The sequence below is a fragment of the Meiothermus taiwanensis WR-220 genome, from assembly GCF_003568585.1.
Lineage (GTDB): Bacteria > Deinococcota > Deinococci > Deinococcales > Thermaceae > Meiothermus > Meiothermus taiwanensis.
This window is the reverse complement of the sequence record NZ_CP021130.1, coordinates 1,658,912-1,674,214: the sequence shown is the minus strand read 5'-3', so window position 1 is coordinate 1,674,214 and position 15,303 is coordinate 1,658,912. Positions and strand designations below refer to the sequence as shown.

The 15,303-nt window shown below is 61.3% G+C and carries 16 protein-coding genes; 10 read left to right on the top strand and 6 right to left on the bottom strand.

What is annotated here, in order from left to right:
• The first annotated feature begins 66 nt into the window (after positions 1–66).
• The 5 genes from MTAI_RS08270 to metG all read left to right on the top strand — a co-directional run bounded on the left by MTAI_RS08270 (position 67) and on the right by metG (position 4,484).
• Entirely contained in the window at positions 67–615 is a 549-nt protein-coding gene (locus MTAI_RS08270) for a hypothetical protein (protein ID WP_063843461.1), read from the top strand.
• Positions 616–618: 3 nt separating this feature from the next.
• Positions 619–1,107: an adenosine diphosphatase gene (locus MTAI_RS08265; protein WP_043982443.1), complete on the top strand. Its 489-nt coding sequence runs from the start codon at positions 619–621 to the stop codon at positions 1,105–1,107.
• Between the two features lie 91 nt (positions 1,108–1,198).
• On the top strand, positions 1,199–1,693 hold the full coding sequence (gene bcp / locus MTAI_RS08260) for a thioredoxin-dependent thiol peroxidase (protein ID WP_027887887.1): 495 nt from the start codon (positions 1,199–1,201) through the stop codon (positions 1,691–1,693).
• Between the two features lie 27 nt (positions 1,694–1,720).
• The gene (gene rpiA / locus MTAI_RS08255) at positions 1,721–2,413 is read left to right on the top strand and encodes a ribose-5-phosphate isomerase RpiA (RefSeq protein WP_027887888.1); all 693 of its coding nucleotides are present in this window, start codon (positions 1,721–1,723) and stop codon (positions 2,411–2,413) included.
• 184 nt (positions 2,414–2,597) lie between these two features.
• Complete coding sequence (gene metG / locus MTAI_RS08250; RefSeq protein ID WP_043982437.1) at positions 2,598–4,484, top strand: methionine--tRNA ligase; 1,887 nt, start codon at positions 2,598–2,600, stop codon at positions 4,482–4,484.
• 9 nt (positions 4,485–4,493) lie between these two features.
• Here the strand turns inward: metG and aroH are convergent, their stop codons facing one another.
• Positions 4,494–4,862, bottom strand: coding sequence for a chorismate mutase (gene aroH, locus MTAI_RS08245; protein WP_013013632.1), 369 nt, complete (start codon positions 4,860–4,862; stop codon positions 4,494–4,496).
• 95 nt (positions 4,863–4,957) lie between these two features.
• Here aroH and rpmE point away from each other — a divergent pair, with 95 nt between their 5' ends.
• Entirely contained in the window at positions 4,958–5,185 is a 228-nt protein-coding gene (gene rpmE / locus MTAI_RS08240; protein ID WP_043982436.1) for a 50S ribosomal protein L31, read from the top strand.
• Positions 5,186–5,333: 148 nt separating this feature from the next.
• Positions 5,334–5,936, top strand: coding sequence for a thymidine kinase (locus tag MTAI_RS08235; RefSeq protein ID WP_043982453.1), 603 nt, complete (start codon positions 5,334–5,336; stop codon positions 5,934–5,936).
• Here MTAI_RS08235 and MTAI_RS08230 read toward each other — a convergent pair.
• On the bottom strand, positions 5,933–6,361 hold the full coding sequence (locus tag MTAI_RS08230) for an Hsp20/alpha crystallin family protein (protein WP_043982433.1): 429 nt from the start codon (positions 6,359–6,361) through the stop codon (positions 5,933–5,935). The two genes, MTAI_RS08235 and MTAI_RS08230, sit on opposite strands and share 4 nt — an antisense overlap.
• A 55-nt stretch (positions 6,362–6,416) precedes the next feature.
• Between MTAI_RS08230 and miaA the strand changes: the two genes are divergently transcribed.
• Positions 6,417–7,322 carry a tRNA (adenosine(37)-N6)-dimethylallyltransferase MiaA gene (gene miaA, locus MTAI_RS08225; protein WP_182482362.1) on the top strand — a complete coding sequence of 302 codons (906 nt, stop codon included), beginning with the start codon at positions 6,417–6,419 and terminating at the stop codon, positions 7,320–7,322.
• A gap of 54 nt (positions 7,323–7,376) precedes the next feature.
• Here the strand turns inward: miaA and MTAI_RS08220 are convergent, their stop codons facing one another.
• Genes MTAI_RS08220 through MTAI_RS08210 form a run of 3 tightly spaced genes read right to left on the bottom strand, consistent with a single transcriptional unit; the run spans position 7,377 to position 9,813 of the window.
• Entirely contained in the window at positions 7,377–8,159 is a 783-nt protein-coding gene (locus tag MTAI_RS08220; RefSeq protein WP_182482361.1) for a deoxyribonuclease IV, read from the bottom strand.
• 14 nt (positions 8,160–8,173) lie between these two features.
• On the bottom strand, positions 8,174–8,773 hold the full coding sequence (locus MTAI_RS08215; protein ID WP_052488379.1) for a septal ring lytic transglycosylase RlpA family protein: 600 nt from the start codon (positions 8,771–8,773) through the stop codon (positions 8,174–8,176).
• Entirely contained in the window at positions 8,770–9,813 is a 1,044-nt protein-coding gene (locus MTAI_RS08210; RefSeq protein WP_043982426.1) for a M24 family metallopeptidase, read from the bottom strand. The genes MTAI_RS08215 and MTAI_RS08210 overlap by 4 nt, the downstream gene beginning before the upstream one ends.
• Before the next feature lie 123 nt (positions 9,814–9,936).
• Here MTAI_RS08210 and MTAI_RS08205 point away from each other — a divergent pair, with 123 nt between their 5' ends.
• A complete protein-coding gene (locus MTAI_RS08205; protein WP_043982423.1) occupies positions 9,937–10,680 on the top strand; it encodes a hypothetical protein in 744 nt (247 codons plus the stop codon).
• 192 nt (positions 10,681–10,872) lie between these two features.
• Here the strand turns inward: MTAI_RS08205 and ileS are convergent, their stop codons facing one another.
• Complete coding sequence (gene ileS, locus MTAI_RS08200; protein ID WP_425373723.1) at positions 10,873–14,136, bottom strand: isoleucine--tRNA ligase; 3,264 nt, start codon at positions 14,134–14,136, stop codon at positions 10,873–10,875.
• Between the two features lie 503 nt (positions 14,137–14,639).
• On the opposite strand from ileS, the gene fsa reads away from it, so the two are divergent.
• A complete protein-coding gene (gene fsa / locus MTAI_RS08195) occupies positions 14,640–15,290 on the top strand; it encodes a fructose-6-phosphate aldolase (RefSeq protein ID WP_027887898.1) in 651 nt (216 codons plus the stop codon).
• Positions 15,291–15,303 lie beyond the last annotated feature (13 nt).

Here is a 15,303-nt window from a genome sequence, read left to right as displayed (position 1 = left end):
TTTAGCCAGGCCGAGGCAGGGCAGATGACACCCCAGTTTGGCCCGAAAGGTCGTAGCATTAAGCCGATGAAGCGTATGGCAATTCTTGCTTTGTTGCTGGTGGGTGTGCTGGCCGCCCCAACGGCGTATTACCCCAATGGGGTTGGCTATTCCTGGACGTACTCCACAGGCATGGAGCAGGTGTTTACCCGCGAGCAAAATGGCCTGCTGGTGTTTGAGCGGCGGTTGGCTAAGCAGCCGGTGAGCGCCGATCTGCTCCGCTACACAGACAACGGTGTTTTGCTCGAGGGTTTGTTGGTAGGTCAGGCTGTGCAACGCTACAATCCGCCCTTGCTGCTATACCCGGCCCCGCCCCTGGTACTCGGGCAGGAATGGGGGGGGCGTAGTAGTTTTGGCGGGCAGAGCGTGGCTTTGCTGGGGAAGGTCTTGCGCATCGAGGGTGTTAGTGTGCCGGCGGGCCGTTTTAATGCCTACGTGATTCGCACCTCGACCGTTACCAGTGGAGGTGGTAGCCAGGTTATGGAGATTTACTTTGTGCCAGGCGTGGGGGTGGTGCGCTACGCCACCCTCGACGGGGCCACGGTTGACCTGGTGAAGTTCAGTGTGCCTAAATAGGGTGTGGAACTGCAGATCGTCAAGGTGGAAAAACCCGAAAACCTGAACGTTATTCTGGGTATAAGCCACTTCATCAAGACGGTGGAAGACCTCCACGAGGCCCTGGTTACAGCGGTGCCGGGCATTCGGTTCGGCCTGGCCTTCTGTGAGGCTTCGGGTAAGCGGCTGATACGCAAAACGGGTACCTCCGACGAGCTGGTGGAGCTGGCGGTCAAGAACGCCCAGGCCATTGGGGCCGGCCATTCATTCCTGATCGTGCTGGGTGAGGGCTACTTTCCCATCAATGTGCTGCACGCCGTTAAGGCCTGCCCGGAGGTGGTGCGGATTTTGGCCGCGACCGCCAACCCGCTGTCGGTGATTGTGGCCGAGCAGGACGACCAGCGTGGAATTTTGGGGGTTTTAGACGGTTATAAGCCCCTGGGGGTCGAGGCTGAGGAAGACATCCAATGGCGCAAGGACATTCTGCGCAAGTTTGGCTATAAGGTAAGCTAGCCGCCGATGGGTTGCTAGGTCGCTACGAAAACCGGATCTTGCAACATAGAGAACATTGCCCTGTAGAGGCCTGGGTTATCATCCGGCTGCTATGTTGAACGTTGGTGACCCCGCTCCAAACTTCACCCTACCCGACCAGGAAGGTAAGCTGCACACCCTCGAGGACTACCGCGGCCGTTGGGTGGTGCTTTACTTCTATCCCAAGGACGATACACCCGGCTGCACCAAGGAAGCCTGTAGCTTTCGGGACGAAAAAGGTCGCCTGGAAGAGCTGGGGGCGGTGGTGCTGGGGGTCTCCGCCGATGATGTGCAAAGCCACGGCAGATTTCACGGTAAGTACGGCCTGAATTTTCCGCTTCTGTCGGATTCCGAAAAACAAACCATCCGCGCTTACGGGGCCTGGGGCACCAAGACTATGTACGGCAAGGCTTACGAAGGGGTTTTGCGCCACACCTACCTGATCGACCCTGCGGGCCGGGTGGCCCGGGTGTGGGACAAGGTGAAGCCCGATGAGCACGCCCTCGAGGTTGCGGAGGCCCTGCTGGAGCTCCAGCAGCAGAAGATTGGTGGCAATTCGGTAAGCTAGGGGAGGCCCAGGGTTGGGGCTCCTTCTATGAACGACCAAGAGAACTTCAAACAGCAAGCGGCCCTCGAGGCCGTCAAGTTCGTGCGTTCGGGGATGGTGGTGGGGCTTGGTACGGGCTCCACCGCCCGGTATGCGGTTTTGGAGCTAGGCCGCCGGTTGCGCGAGGGCGAGCTTTCGGATGTGGTGGCGGTGCCCACCTCGGAGGCCACGGCCCGGCTGGCCCAGAGCCAGGGGATTCCTCTGGTGGAGCTCGAGGCCCGGGGTGTTGACCTGGCTATTGATGGCGCCGACGAAATCGCCCCCGATCTTTCCCTCATCAAGGGGTTGGGCGGGGCCCTGCTGCGCGAGAAAATTGTCGAGGCCAACGCCAGGCAGTTTATCGTGATCGCCGACCATAGCAAAAAGGTGGGCCAACTGGGGCGGGGGGTGGTTCCGGTGGAGATCGTGCGCTTTGGCTACCGCGCCACCCTGCACGCCTTGGGGCGAATGGGGAAGGCCACCTTGCGAATGAACGGCGAAGACTTCTTCTACAGCGATGGAGGCAATCTAATCGCCGATATCGACTTCGGGCCAATTGCCAAGCCGGCCGACCTCGAGGTCGAACTCAAGCGCATTCCCGGCGTGGTGGAGAGCGGCTTATTCATCGGGCTGGCTACGCTGGCAATTATAGCCGGGCCGGAAGGCCTGGAGTATCTGGGCACCCCACCCCAGTACGTGTAGCAGCCTGGCCACGGTGCTGACGGCCGGGCCAGACCTGGTATAAAATAGATTCGTGGTAGGCTACCGGTTTACCCGAATGATACGAAAACCCCGACGATAGCAGCGGTGAGGCTATCGGCGGGGCGCGTTTGCGCCCCTTTTTTTGGCAAACCCAGCCTAAAACCGAACACCTAAGGAGTTGACTGTGAGCAAAGTTTTCTACGAGACCGCCGCAATTGACTACGCCAACGCAGCCCCTCACATCGGGCATGTGTACGAGAAAATCATCTGCGATTTCCTGGCCCGCTTCCACCGCCTGGATGGCTACGAGACCAACTTTGTGACCGGCACCGATGAACACGGGGAAAAGATCGCTCGAGCGGCCAAAAATGCTGGCCAGGAGCCCCAGGCTTTTGTGGACTACGTTTCCGAGCAGCTATTCCAGCCGGCTTATCAACGCTTGCTTATTAGCTACGACGACTACATCCGTACCACCTCGGAGCGCCACAAACGCTACGTACAGGAAGTTCTGCGTAAGGTCTACGAGGCCGGCGATATCTACTACGCCGAGTACGAGGGGCTCTACTCGGTGGGCTCCGAGCGCTTTGTAACCGAAAAAGAGCTGGTCAATGGCGTTCTGCCGGGCGACTCGGAGCCGCCCATTCTGCGCAAGGAAGCCAACTACTTCTTCCGCATGGAGAAATACCGGCCCTGGCTGATCGAATACCTGTCTGAACACCCCGACCTGATCCAGCCCCAGGCCTACCGCAATGAGGTGCTGGAGATGCTCAAAGAGCCGATTGGCGATCTTTCCATCTCGCGCCCCAAAGACCGCGTGCCCTGGGGTATTCCCATCCCCTGGGATGAAAACCACGTGACCTACGTGTGGTTCGATGCCCTGCTGGCCTACGTCTCCTCGCTGGAGAGCCGGGGCCTTTTCGAGAAGTTCTGGCCCCATGCCTGGCACGTGATTGGTAAGGATATCCTCAAGCCCCACGCCATCTTCTGGCCCACCATGCTCAAGAGTGCGGGCCTGCCCATCTATAAGCGCCTGGTGGTGCACGGGCACATCCTGGCTATGGATGGCCGAAAGATGGGCAAAAGCCTGGGGAACGCTGTGGATCCTCTGGCCTTGCTGGACAAGTACGGTGTGGATGCGTTGCACTATGCCTTGCTGCGCGATACCACCCTGGGATCGGATAGCCCCTTCGGTGAAGAAGTTGTGGCACAGCGGCTGAATTCCGATCTGGCCAACGACCTTGGCAACCTGCTCTCGAGGGTGCGCACCATGCTGCTCAAGTATTGCGGTGGCATTATTCCTGCCCCTTCCTCGCCGGATTCCGAGGTGGCGCGTGCCGGGGTGGCCCTGGCCGAAAAGGTGCGTAAGGAGGTGGATGCCCTGCGGATCCACCTGGCTTTGGAAGAGGTGCTCCAGTACGTCCGGGGTCTGAACAAGTTCATTAACGATGTCAAACCCTGGGAGCTGGCCCGCGACCCCGGCCGGCAAAAAGAGCTTGAGGATGCTCTTTACACCGTGGTGGAGGGCCTGCGGATTGCCAGCGTGCTTCTGGAGCCGGCCCTGCCCACCAAGGCCAAGGAGCTGCGGGCGGCTTTGGGGCTTGGCGACTACACCCTCGAGCAGACCGAGACCTGGGGGCTTTCCCCGGCGGGCACGCGCCTGCCTGAGGAGGCCCCAATTCTCTTCCCCAAGCTCGAGGCCAGAAGCGAGAGCGCACAGGCCAAAACCACGCCCCAGGCGAACGATGGTTTGATCGGCATAGACGATTTTGCCAAGGTCGACTTCCGGGTGGCCGAGGTGGTCAAAGCTGAAAAGCACCCCAAGGCCGACAAATTGCTGGTCTTGACCCTCAACCTAGGCGACCACACCCGGCAGGTGGTCTCGGGCATTGCCCAGTACTACACGCCTGAAAGCCTGGTGGGTAAAAAGCTGGTGCTGGTAGCCAACCTTAAGCCCGCGGTGCTGCGTGGTGTGGAGTCGCAAGGCATGATTCTGGCGGGTGAGGATGCCCAGGGCCGAATAGTGGTGATCACGCCCGAGCAGGATCTGCCCCCGGGCGCGAAGGTGCGTTAGCACCCACCCTTACTGCGCGCTCTCGAGGTCGGGGCGCAGGCGCACCGCCTCGCGCAGGTATACGTGCTTGACCTGTTTTTGGGGCAGGTCGGTGTTCCACAGCATCATCACCCGGATGACCCTGGGCAGGGCTCCCGGAACTGGGATCTCGCGGGAGTTGATGAGCGGAACCATCTGCATACCCAACTGCCGCGCAGCCTCGGCTGGAAAAGCGGCCCGCAGGTCGTCGGTTAGGGTGAAAAACATGGCCCCAATGCTGTCGAAGTCGGTGATCTGGTTGACCTCGAGCATCTTTTGCAGCAGCTCGCGGGTAGCGCTCAGGATGGCTTCCCGGCTGTCCTCCTCAACTGTGATGGCACCACGAACCCCTCGCATCATGGTGTGCGCGATTTTATACTAGCTTGCCCTTCCCGCCTAGACCTGCTATATTTAGCAAGTTGACAGCACGGCAAAATCCGTGCCAAGGAGAGACTATGAAAGAGAAAATTCACCCCAAGCTGGTTCCCTGCAAGATCATCTGCAACGGCGAGGTGGTCATGCAAACTTACAGCACCAAGCCCGAGATTCACGTGGAAGTCTGGAGCGGTAACCACCCCTTCTGGACGGGCCAGCAGCGCTTTGTGGACACCGAGGGCCGGGTTGAGAAATTCCAGAAGAAGTTCGGCGGAACCTACGGCAAAAAGGCCGCCGCGAAACGCTAAGCGTTTGTACGAAAGGGCAGGTGGGCAGGGTTATACCTGCCCGATTAATTTTGGGGCCTGATCGGTGAAAACGCCCCACCTTTACCGATAAATACACAGCGCTTTTTGGCTTGCCGAAGGTAGGATATCCTAGGCTCCGGTTATGAGCATGCCCCATCTTCCGCACCATCAGGGTTGGATAGAAGTCGTGGTTGGGCCGATGTTCTCCGGCAAGTCGGATGAACTGATTCGGCGTGTCAAGCGGGCCTTGATTGCCCGCCAGCGGGTGCTGGTATTCAAGCCACGCCTGGATGACCGCTACCATGCCTCCGATGTCTTTAGCCACGACGGCCGTCGAGCGGAGGCTGTTGCTGTGCGCGATGCCGCTGAGCTAAGGGCCCATCTATCCGACCCACTGCCCGACGTGGTGGCTGTGGATGAGGCCCAGTTTTTTGATGCGGGCTTGGTGGAGTTGGTGCTGGAACTGGCCGACAAGGGGGTGCGGGTAATTTGCGCGGGTCTGGACATGGATTTTCGCGGTGAGCCTTTTGGCATCATGCCTGAGCTGCTGGCTCGAGCCGAGTATGTGGAAAAGCTCTTTGCCGTCTGCCCGGTGTGTGGGGCCCCGGCAACCCGCACCCAGCGCTTTGTGAATGGTAAACCAGCCCGCTACGACGACCCGGTAATTCTGGTGGGGGCCAGCGAGGCCTACGAGCCGCGCTGCCGTAAGTGCCATACGGTGGTAACCAGAGAAGTGCAGGAGATTCTTTAGGGTTGGAGGGGGGGGCTGCTCCTATTTTTGCCTCTGCGGGCTGCTTTACGTGCTTTTTGCAGCACCAGCTCGAGCACACCCCCCTTGAGGGAGGCCTGGGCACTACCCGGCACGATGGCCTCGGGCAGGGTTAGGGTGCGGCGAAATGTTCCGGAGGGGCGCTCCTGCCGGTAGAACCCCCCGGGCTGGGGATGGCGTATGCCGGCCAGGGTGATGGTCTGCCCCTCTTCCTTGAGCTCGAGGTCTTGGTTTTTTACACCGGGCACATCCACCAAAATGCGAAAACAATCGCCCTCGTCGATTATATCGACCGCCGGCACCCATTCGCCCAGCGCCTCCTTGGAGGCGAACCGCCTGGAGAGCTCGTCGAGCTGCTGTCGAATAGTTTGCAGGCGTTCAAGCGCATCGAAGTGTTCAATGGTCATGGTCTCGAGAATATCATGACTTGGGTTGGTTACCTGAACTATGGATTGTACTGCCCTGCCCATCATTCCAGTCCTGACCGGGCCCACCGGAGCCGGAAAAACCGAGCTGGCCCTGCGCCTGGGCCGGTTGTTTCCCCTGGCGGTGGTCTCGGCCGACGCCAGCATGGTCTACCGGGGGATGGATATCGGCACGGCCAAACCCAGCCAGGCCGAGCGCGAGGCGGTTCAGCACCACCTGATCGATGTGGTATGGCCGGATCAGCCTTTTAGCGTCTCGGATTTTATTCACCTGGCCGAAGAGGCCATAGAGCGTACGCTGGAGCAGGGCCAGGTGCCGCTGGTGGTGGGGGGTACCGGCTATTACATTCGCGCGCTTTCGCAGGGTTTGCACATGCTGCCGGAGCCCGATCCGGCCGTGCAGGCGGAGCTCTGGGGAATCGTCGAAAAGCAGGGGATTGAACCCTTGCTCCAAGAGCTCGAGCACGCCAGCCCCGAGGATGCCCGGCGGGTGCAGCGCAACCCCCGGCGCTTGGTGCGGGCCCTCGAGGTGCTGCGCCGCACCGGGGTTCCCCCGGCCCGGTTTCCCAGGCGCGCACCCCGCTTCCGCTACCGAAAACTGGTCTTGTGGCCTGCCTGGGCCTGGCTCGAGCCCCGCCTGGAGCTTCGGGTGGAGCGGATGTTCGCCCAGGGGCTGGTGCAGGAGGTCGAGGGCCTGCTGGCCGCGTATCCCCAGATGCCCACGGCGCTGCAGGGCATCGGCTACAAGGAGGTCGCCGGCTATCTGAGGGGGGCCTACAGCCTGGAGGAGGCGCGAAAAGCCATCGTCAGCGCTACACGGGCCTATGCCAAACGCCAGTACACCTGGTTTCGCAAAGAGCCCGGCACGGTCACTTTCCTACCGCACGGCGACGACGAGGCCTGGCCCGGCGTGCTCGATTGGTTTCGGCAGGCCCTCGAGTAGCAGCCACGCCCACCGGGTGAACAAAGGGGTTCTGCTTCCTTCGGCCGGCTGGTATTAGCCCTGGGCCAGCCATTCCCTCAGCACCCGCAGGTTGTGGGCGTCTTCCCGTGCACCGCGGGGGGTTTCCAGGATAAAGATCTTGTCCTGCAGCCTGACATCCAGGGCAAAGCGGCGGAGCTCCGGCCCAATCCGGCCCTCCATCAGATTGGCGTGGTGGTCGATCTGGGTGCCCCGCTCGCCCACCGAGTCGTTGAGGTGGATCACCGGAACCCGCGGCAGGCCCACCCACCGCTCGAGTTCCTCCAGGGCCTCCTCGAGGTGATACCCTGCGGCGAAGGCGTGGCAGGTATCGAAACAAACCCCCAGCCGGGTGCCCTCGATCATCTGGGCCAGGGTATCCAGGCGGGCCCCCAGTTTTTCGCCGCCCCCGGCGGTGTTTTCCAGAAGCAGCCGGGGCCCGTTTTGACCCAGCTGGGCCAGCTCGAGCGCCCGCAGGGCGTTGGCCCGGGCCGTCTGGGCCGATCCCGAGCCGGGGTGCACCACCACATACTGGGCTCCCAGCACCTGGGCTTTGGCCAGGTCATCGGCCAGGCTGAAAACGCTTTTTTGCCCCAGCTCGCCCTCGGCGGCCAGGTTCACCAGGTAGGAGGCGTGAATGACCGTGGGCAGACCACCCAGGTTTTCCTTTCGGGCCCTGAAGCCCTCCACTTCGCCCGGCTTGAGGTTTCGCGTTTTCCAGCTGCGCGGGCTTTTGGCGAAAATCTGGATGGCGCTAAGCCCCAGCAACCCAGCCTCTTCGGCTGCACCGGCGATGCCGAGCTTGCCGGCAATGGACATATGAAAACCGTACTTCACTGAAGCCACTCCACTCGTACCAGTACAACCCCGCTTTGATGCATTCCGATCAGGCGGGCAGCAGCGTAAGACAGGTCGATAATGCGGCCCCGGATGTGAGGGCCCCGGTCGTTGATCCGAACCACCACGCTCTTGCCGTTTTGCAGATTGGTCACGCGCACCCGTGCATTGAAGGGCAGGGTGCGGTGGGCGGCGGTCAGGTGGTATTTGTTGAAGCGCTCGCCGCTGGCGGTGCGGCGCCCATGAAAGCGCGCCCCGTACCAGGAGGCCAGGCCCTGTTGAACCAGCCGTGGGGCGGGTGCGCTTGCTTCCAGCGGGGCTTTGGGCAGGGGCAGAAACACCCATGCAGGGGGTTCTTCGGTGGGTTCGGGCAGGGGAAGAACCTCCAGATTCATGGGATCCCAGGCCGAGGCTGGAATATTGAGCTGCAGACCTGCAGGCAATGGGTCTTGAATCAGCCCGTTGAGCAGCATTAAGTCGGACACGCTAACCTGAAACAGCCGCGCGATGCGCTCGAGGGTGTCACCTGGTTGCACCACATAGCCCTGGGCCCAGGCCAGACCGCCCAGCAGCAGCAGCGACAGCCAGCGCTTCATAGCTCCATCAGATGCTTGGGGCTTCTGGAGAGCACCTCGTGGCCCTGCTCGGTGACCAGTACCAGATCTTCGATGCGGCAGCCGCCCAGACTCGGGATGTAGACACCGGGCTCGATGGTCACCACCTGGTTGACCTCGAGGACATCCTCCGAGGCCTGGCTCAGGCTGGGGGCTTCGTGTATGAACAAGCCCACCCCGTGCCCCAGGCTGTGGGTGAAGTGCTCTGCGTAGCCAAGCTGTTTTAGATGGTCTCGAGCCAGCGTGTCCAGCTCGCGACCGGTTTTACCGGGGGCCACGGCCTCCAGCGCCAGGGTCTGAGCTTCCAGTACGGCCTGATAGATGCTGCGCAGCTCCTTCGAGACCTGGCCCACCGCCACCGTACGGGTCATATCGGAGCAGTAGCCCCCAACCACGCAGCCGAAATCCAGGGTAACCAGCTCCCCCGCTTGGATGGTGCGCATGCTGGCCCCCCCGTGGGGCATGGCGCTGCGCTCCCCCGAAGCCACAGTGGTGCTGAAGGCCAGGCCTTCGGAACCATTTTTCCGCAGGAAGAACTCCAACTCGAGGGCCACCTCAATTTCCCGTACCCCTGGCTTGATGTAGGGCAGAATGTGGGCAAAGCCCTGATCGGCCAACCGCGCCGCCCGCCGGATCTGCTCGATTTCCTGGGGGCTCTTTTGGCGACGAAGCCTTTCAAAAATGCCCTTGGTGGGTACGAACTCGAGGTTGGGGAAATCCTGCCGGAACCCTTCCAGGGTCGCCACGCTAAGGTGTTCGGCCTCGATGCCCACCCGGCCCCGGAAAAACTCGGCGAGTAGCTGGTTGGTCTCAGCACGGTTCAGCACGATGCGGTATGGGAGGCGCTGCTGAGCGGCCTCCACCAGATAGCGACCGTCGGTGATGAGGGTAGGGCCGTCTTTGGTGATGACCACCTTGGCATCCTTGCCCTCTACGAACCCTGATAGGTAGCGCACGTTATGGGGGTTGGAGACAAAAAACGCGTCGAGGTTGAGCTCGGCAAGCAAACCTTGAAAGTCCACGAGGGGAACTTTACCCTACCGGGCTGTTTTTAAGCGAATAGTGTTTTCACAAAGTATGTATCGTGAAAAGTTGTACATACACTCATAGAAACGAAGCCGCTTCGTGCTAAGGTCATCGGCAGGATGAACAAGCGTATAGCCGTTCTAGCGTGGATGGTTGGGCTGGGTTTGGCATGGGCCCAGGTTTCACCGGAGGCCGCGCAGCTCCTCGAGCGCGCCCGCAGCGTTCTGGGGGGAGCGGCCCTGACCAACCTTAACACCTACCGCGAGGTGACGACCAATATCTACTACCTGCCCGATGGTAAAGAGGAGAGTCGCATCGTAACCCTGCTGCTGGTGGACTTTGGTAACCGGCGCGTTCGGCTCGAGCTCTACGACCCCGAGAGCCTGAACGCCCCCAATCCCATCCCCTTGGCCCTGCAGCAGTACAGCCCTCAGGAAAGCTTCTTTTGGAGCCGCGAGACCTCCTTGAGGCCACTCCCGCAGGATCAGCGGGAAATTTTGCGCTCGAGCCTCTACACCGGCTGGCTGGGCCTGAAATATGGCAGCAGCAATCGGGAGCGGGCCAGCGTGACCCAGGGCAGCCTGCGCAACCAGGCCGGCCGCCTGCTCACGGTGAGCACCCAGGGCTGGGTCAGCACCTACCTGTTCAACCCCGATGGATTGCTGTTAGGTGAGCGGCTCATTATTCCCGGCGTGGGCGAGAGCATCACCTTTTTCAGCAACTATCGATTGGTGCAGGGGGTGCGCCTGCCGCACAGCTGGGAGAATTATGTGGGGGGTGTGCTGGCGGCGCGGGGTGAGGTGATGGAGGTGGAAATCAACCCCGTTCTGGGCGAGGGGGATTTTTTCAAACCGCTGCGCTAGTGGCGGGAACCCCAGGAGCGTTTCCCACGAATACCCAGTACAGCGTATTTTGCCGTACTGGGTAAATTGCCTGCCCCACGGTGGCAGGCAATTGTGGGAAACGCGAAGGGGCTCGACCATAAGCAGCCGAGCGAACTCGAGCGGCTCCTGCCAGATTCACCTGCAGGAGCTACTCGAGTATTGGCTGGCGAACTAGGCTTTGTTGAGACCAAACCTGACGGAGCCTTCCTCGTCGGATAGCTCGGTGGTGAAACCGACTGGTTCGCCTGGCTCCAGGGAAAGGGCCAGGGTTTCTTCCTGCAGCCTCGAGCCAAACTTGGCCAGGGACTGCGCGTACTTGCCGTCGGCCTGGTAGGTTAGATGGATGCGATCCGAAACGTTTAGGCCCATGTCCTTGCGGGCCTGCTGCACCAGCCGGATCAGGTCGCGGCTGAGGCCCTCGAGCAGCAGGTCTTCATCGAGGCGAACCTCCAGCGCCGCCATATAACCCCCCTCCTCCTGGGCGGCGAAGCCCTCGGGTGAGAGGGCCTCCAAGAGCACCTCCGTGGGTTCCAGCACAATGCGCTCGCCCTCGATCTCCAGGCTCAAACCCCGCCCCGCTTTGATGGTTTGCGCCACCATCCGGCTGTCGAGCTCGGCCAGGGCTGCCCGGATGGCCGGAACCCGCTTACCATACTTCTTGCCCAGCACCGGCAGGTTGGGCAGCACCCGGTAGCTCAGCAGCTCCTCGCCCAGGCCCAGCACCTCCACCTGCTTGACGTTGAGCTCCTCCGCAATCTCCTCGGCGAAGTGGCGCAAGCCGGCCAGCTCGGCCTCGCTGGGGGCGGTGATCAGCACCCTGGGCAGGGGGATGCGGGTCTTGATGCCGCTGGTGGCTCGAGCCCCTCGAGCCAGCCCCACCACCTTCACCACCGCGCCCATCTGGGTTAGCAGGGTTTCATCCATGAGGCCCGGATCGGCTTTAGGCCAGTCGGAGAGGTGCACCGACTCGGGGGCCTCGGGCTGAACCGAGCGTACCAGGTTTTGCCACAGGGCCTCGGCGATAAATGGTGTGAATGGTGCGGCCAGCTGGGCTACCGTGACCAGGGCCTCCCACAGGGTGGCGTAGGCCGATTCGCGGTCGGTGATGTTGTCGTTTTTCCAGAAGCGCCGACGGTTGCGGCGCACGTACCAGTTGGATAGTTCCTCCACAAACTGCTCGAGGGCCTTACCGCCGCCGCGGGCATCGTAGGCATCCAGGGCAGCCGTGACCTGCTCTATGAGCTGGTGCTGGCGGGCCACCAGCCAGCGATCCATCTCCGGGCGATCCTGCACCGCAGGTCGCTGATTCAGGTTGGGCCTGTCCAGGTTGGCATACAGCACGAAGAAGCTGTATGCGTTCCAGAGCGTGCCCAGAAAGCCCCGCTGGGCCTCCTGTACCAGGCGCTCGGAGAAGCGCTTTTGTTCGCCGGGCTCCGAACCGGTGAACAGATACCAGCGCACCGCGTCGGCCCCATACTTGTCAAACATGGGCAGGGGCTCCACCACGTTGCCCTTGCTCTTGGACATCTTGTGGCCCTTCTCGTCCACCAGGTGCCCCAGGCAGATGACGTTCTTGAAGCAGGGCTGGTCGTACAGCAAGGTCGAGATGGCGTGCAGCGAGTAGAACCAGCCGCGGGTCTGGTCGATGGCCTCGCAGATGTAATCGGCCGGGAAGTGCTTGCGCCACTGCTCGAAGTTGGCCTCAAAACCGGGTAGCGGCTTGCCGTCTTGGTCAACCATCAGATGCCACTGGGCATAGGGCATGGCGCCTGAGTCGAACCAGACATCGAGCACCTCCGGCACCCGGCGGAAGGTTTTGCCGTTTTTGACAAAGGTAATTTCATCCACGTAGGGCCGGTGCAGGTCGAGGTCGCTCAGATCCCGGCCGGCCAGTTCGGAAAGCTCCTGCACGCTGCCCACGCAGATGTACTCCGAGCCATCCTCCGATACCCAGAAGGGCAGGGGCGTGCCCCAGTAGCGCTCGCGGCTGATGGCCCAGTCCACGTTGTCCTTGAGCCAGTTGCCGAAGCGACCGTGCTTGATGTGCTCGGGAATCCAGTTGATTTTCTCGTTGTTGTCGTACAGGGCCTGGCGGAAGTTGGAGGTTTTGATGTACCAGCTCGGCTTGGCAAAGTACAGGATGGGGTCGCCGGTGCGGTCGTGGAAGGGGTAGCGGTGGCGGATCTGACCGGCGTGGTAGATGACCCCCCGTTCCTTCATGATGCGGATGAGACCTTTGTCGGCATCCTTGAAGAACTTGCCGCGCTCTTCCGTGACCTGCATGAGGCCGTACTCGTTGGTGCCAAAGAGCAAGGGTGTGCCGTACTGGCGGGCGAGCTCGAGGTCTTCGGCCCCGTAGACCGGGGCCTCGTGGGCAACCCCCGAGCCGTCCTCGGCGCTCACGAAATCGGCCAGAGCCACGAAGTGCATGACCGGCCGGCCATCGGGGCGCTTTTCCCCTTGCTGCTGTACCACGCCCAGCTCCACGCAGACTTCGGGGAAGGGGGGGGTGTACTCCCACCACTCCAGATCGGCGCCCTTGAGGTGTGCGATTACCTCGAGCTCCTCCTTGTGCAGCTCCTTAAGCCGCTCCACCGCCTCGGCAGCAAAAATCAGGTGGCCCACCGAGGGCGACCGTACCACGGCGTAATCCATTTCTGGATTCACTGCCGCCATGGTGTTGGAGGGCAGGGTCCAGGGGGTGGTGGTCCAGACCAGGATGGCCAGGTTTTCTAAGTCCTCGAGCCGCACCCCCTGGGCCTGGAGTTTTTCCCGCACTGCGGGCGGGGTGGTCTCGAGCTTCAGAGGGAAGCGCACATACACGCTGGGGTCGTCCACTTCCCGATAACCATCGGCAATCTCGTTTTGCGAGAGGGTGGTGGAGATGCGGGGCGAGAGCGGCACCACCTTGTAGTCCCGCACCACCATGCCCCTGTCCCACATGCGCTTGAGCAGGTTCCAGACCGACTCGATGTAGCTGTTGTGGTAGGTCACGTAGGCGTTCTCGAGATCCAGCCACATGCCCATGCGCTCGGTAAAGTAGTTCCAGTCCTCGATGTTGGCGAAAACCCACTCCCGGCACTGCTTGGTAAACTCGGCGATCTCCTGGTTGTTCAGGGCCTTGCGGCCCAGCACGCCGAGCTTTTTTTCCACCGCAATCTCTACCGGCAGGCCGTGGGTGTCCCAGCCCCCCTTGCGGGTGACGTGGTAGCCCTGCATGGTTTTGTAGCGGGGGAAGATGTCCTTGAAGCTGCGGGCCAGCACGTGGTGCATGGCCGGCTTGCCGTTGGCGGTGGGGGGGCCTTCGTAGAAGACAAACTCACCCTTGGGCGCAGCCTTTCGATCCGACTTAGCAAAAATTTGATTTTCACGCCAAAAAGCCAGTACGGCTTCTTCCAGCTTGGGGAAATTGGTCTCGGTTACCTCTTGAAACAGCTTTTTTTCCTCCACCATAGCCTGGTTCCTTTCTGAGGCGGGTCACAAATAAAAAGCGCCCGACCTGTGACCCAAAGTTCCTCAGGTGCGGACGAGAAGCTCAGCTCGAGGTTTCCCGCGTTACCACCGCACTTCCCGAACACTTTTGACGGTGCTCGGGCACTCGTTCGCGCTGTTTCGGGCGCACCCGTTGGGGTCTACTCAGGCCCACCGGCCCTTTCTTCCCAAGCTGCCTGGGGTGATCCTTGGCTTCCAGGTTGCCGCCTGGCTCGCACCCTCCCAGGCTCGCTGCATGGTCTTTGAAAGCCTACCTGTCCCCAGCTCTTTACACCGGTCGAAGCCTGTGCTATATTGCGCTGCTGGCAACCGGCTAACCTGAATGGTAGCAAGCTGCTAACCCCGCGTCAACAACCAGATCACTTGTTTCTCATCGCTGGTCGGCGATATACTCGCCTGGAAAACCCGTCCAAACCTGACCAGAAGCGGGAAGGAGTACATGCGCCATGGATCTGTACCTGGATACTGCTGAAGTGAGTGAAATCAGAGAGATAGCCGCCTGGGGCGTGCTGGCCGGTGTTACCACCAACCCCTCCCTGATCGCTAGATCGGGCCGCCCGCTCGAGCCCACCATCAAGGAAATCTGTCAGATTGTGCAGGGCCCGGTCTCGGCCGAAGTGGTTTCCACCACCGCCGCCGAGATGATTGCCGAAGGGCGCCGTCTGGCTGCCATCGACCCGCACGTGGTGGTCAAACTGCCCACCACCGTGGATGGCCTCAAGGCCTGCAAAGCGCTTTCTGACGAAGGCATCCGTATCAACATGACCCTGGTGTTTTCGGCCAATCAGGCCCTGCTGTGCGCCAAGGCCGGAGCCTGGTGTGTTTCACCCTTCCTGGGCCGCATTGACGACATCTCCTGGGAAGGCATGGATCTAATCCGCGAAATTGCCGAACTCTTCCAGGTACAGAACCTGAGCACCCGGATTCTGGCAGCCTCTATTCGCCACCCCCGCCACGTGACCCAGGCGGCCATGCTGGGGGCTGACATCGCCACCATGCCGGCCAAGGTTTTCCAGCAACTGGTCAAGCACCCCCTGACCGATCTGGGTCTCAAGGCCTTTTTAGAAGACTGGGCCAAAGCCAATCCAAAAGTATAAGAATGCAAAACCT

Bases quoted from the DNA above. Each gene is read 5' to 3' on its own strand.
- MTAI_RS08270 (WP_063843461.1), top strand. From the start codon at position 67: ATGAAGCGTATGGCAATTCTTGCTTTGTTGCTGGTGGGTGTGCTGGCC.
- bcp (WP_027887887.1), top strand. From the start codon at position 1,199: ATGTTGAACGTTGGTGACCCCGCTCCAAACTTCACCCTACCCGACCAG.
- rpiA (WP_027887888.1), top strand. From the start codon at position 1,721: ATGAACGACCAAGAGAACTTCAAACAGCAAGCGGCCCTCGAGGCCGTC.
- aroH (WP_013013632.1), bottom strand. From the start codon at position 4,862: ATGATGCGAGGGGTTCGTGGTGCCATCACAGTTGAGGAGGACAGCCGG.
- rpmE (WP_043982436.1), top strand. From the start codon at position 4,958: ATGAAAGAGAAAATTCACCCCAAGCTGGTTCCCTGCAAGATCATCTGC.
- MTAI_RS08235 (WP_043982453.1), top strand. From the start codon at position 5,334: ATGCCCCATCTTCCGCACCATCAGGGTTGGATAGAAGTCGTGGTTGGG.
- MTAI_RS08230 (WP_043982433.1), bottom strand. From the start codon at position 6,361: ATGACCATTGAACACTTCGATGCGCTTGAACGCCTGCAAACTATTCGA.
- MTAI_RS08220 (WP_182482361.1), bottom strand. From the start codon at position 8,159: ATGTCCATTGCCGGCAAGCTCGGCATCGCCGGTGCAGCCGAAGAGGCT.
- MTAI_RS08215 (WP_052488379.1), bottom strand. From the start codon at position 8,773: ATGAAGCGCTGGCTGTCGCTGCTGCTGCTGGGCGGTCTGGCCTGGGCC.
- MTAI_RS08205 (WP_043982423.1), top strand. From the start codon at position 9,937: ATGAACAAGCGTATAGCCGTTCTAGCGTGGATGGTTGGGCTGGGTTTG.
- fsa (WP_027887898.1), top strand. From the start codon at position 14,640: ATGGATCTGTACCTGGATACTGCTGAAGTGAGTGAAATCAGAGAGATA.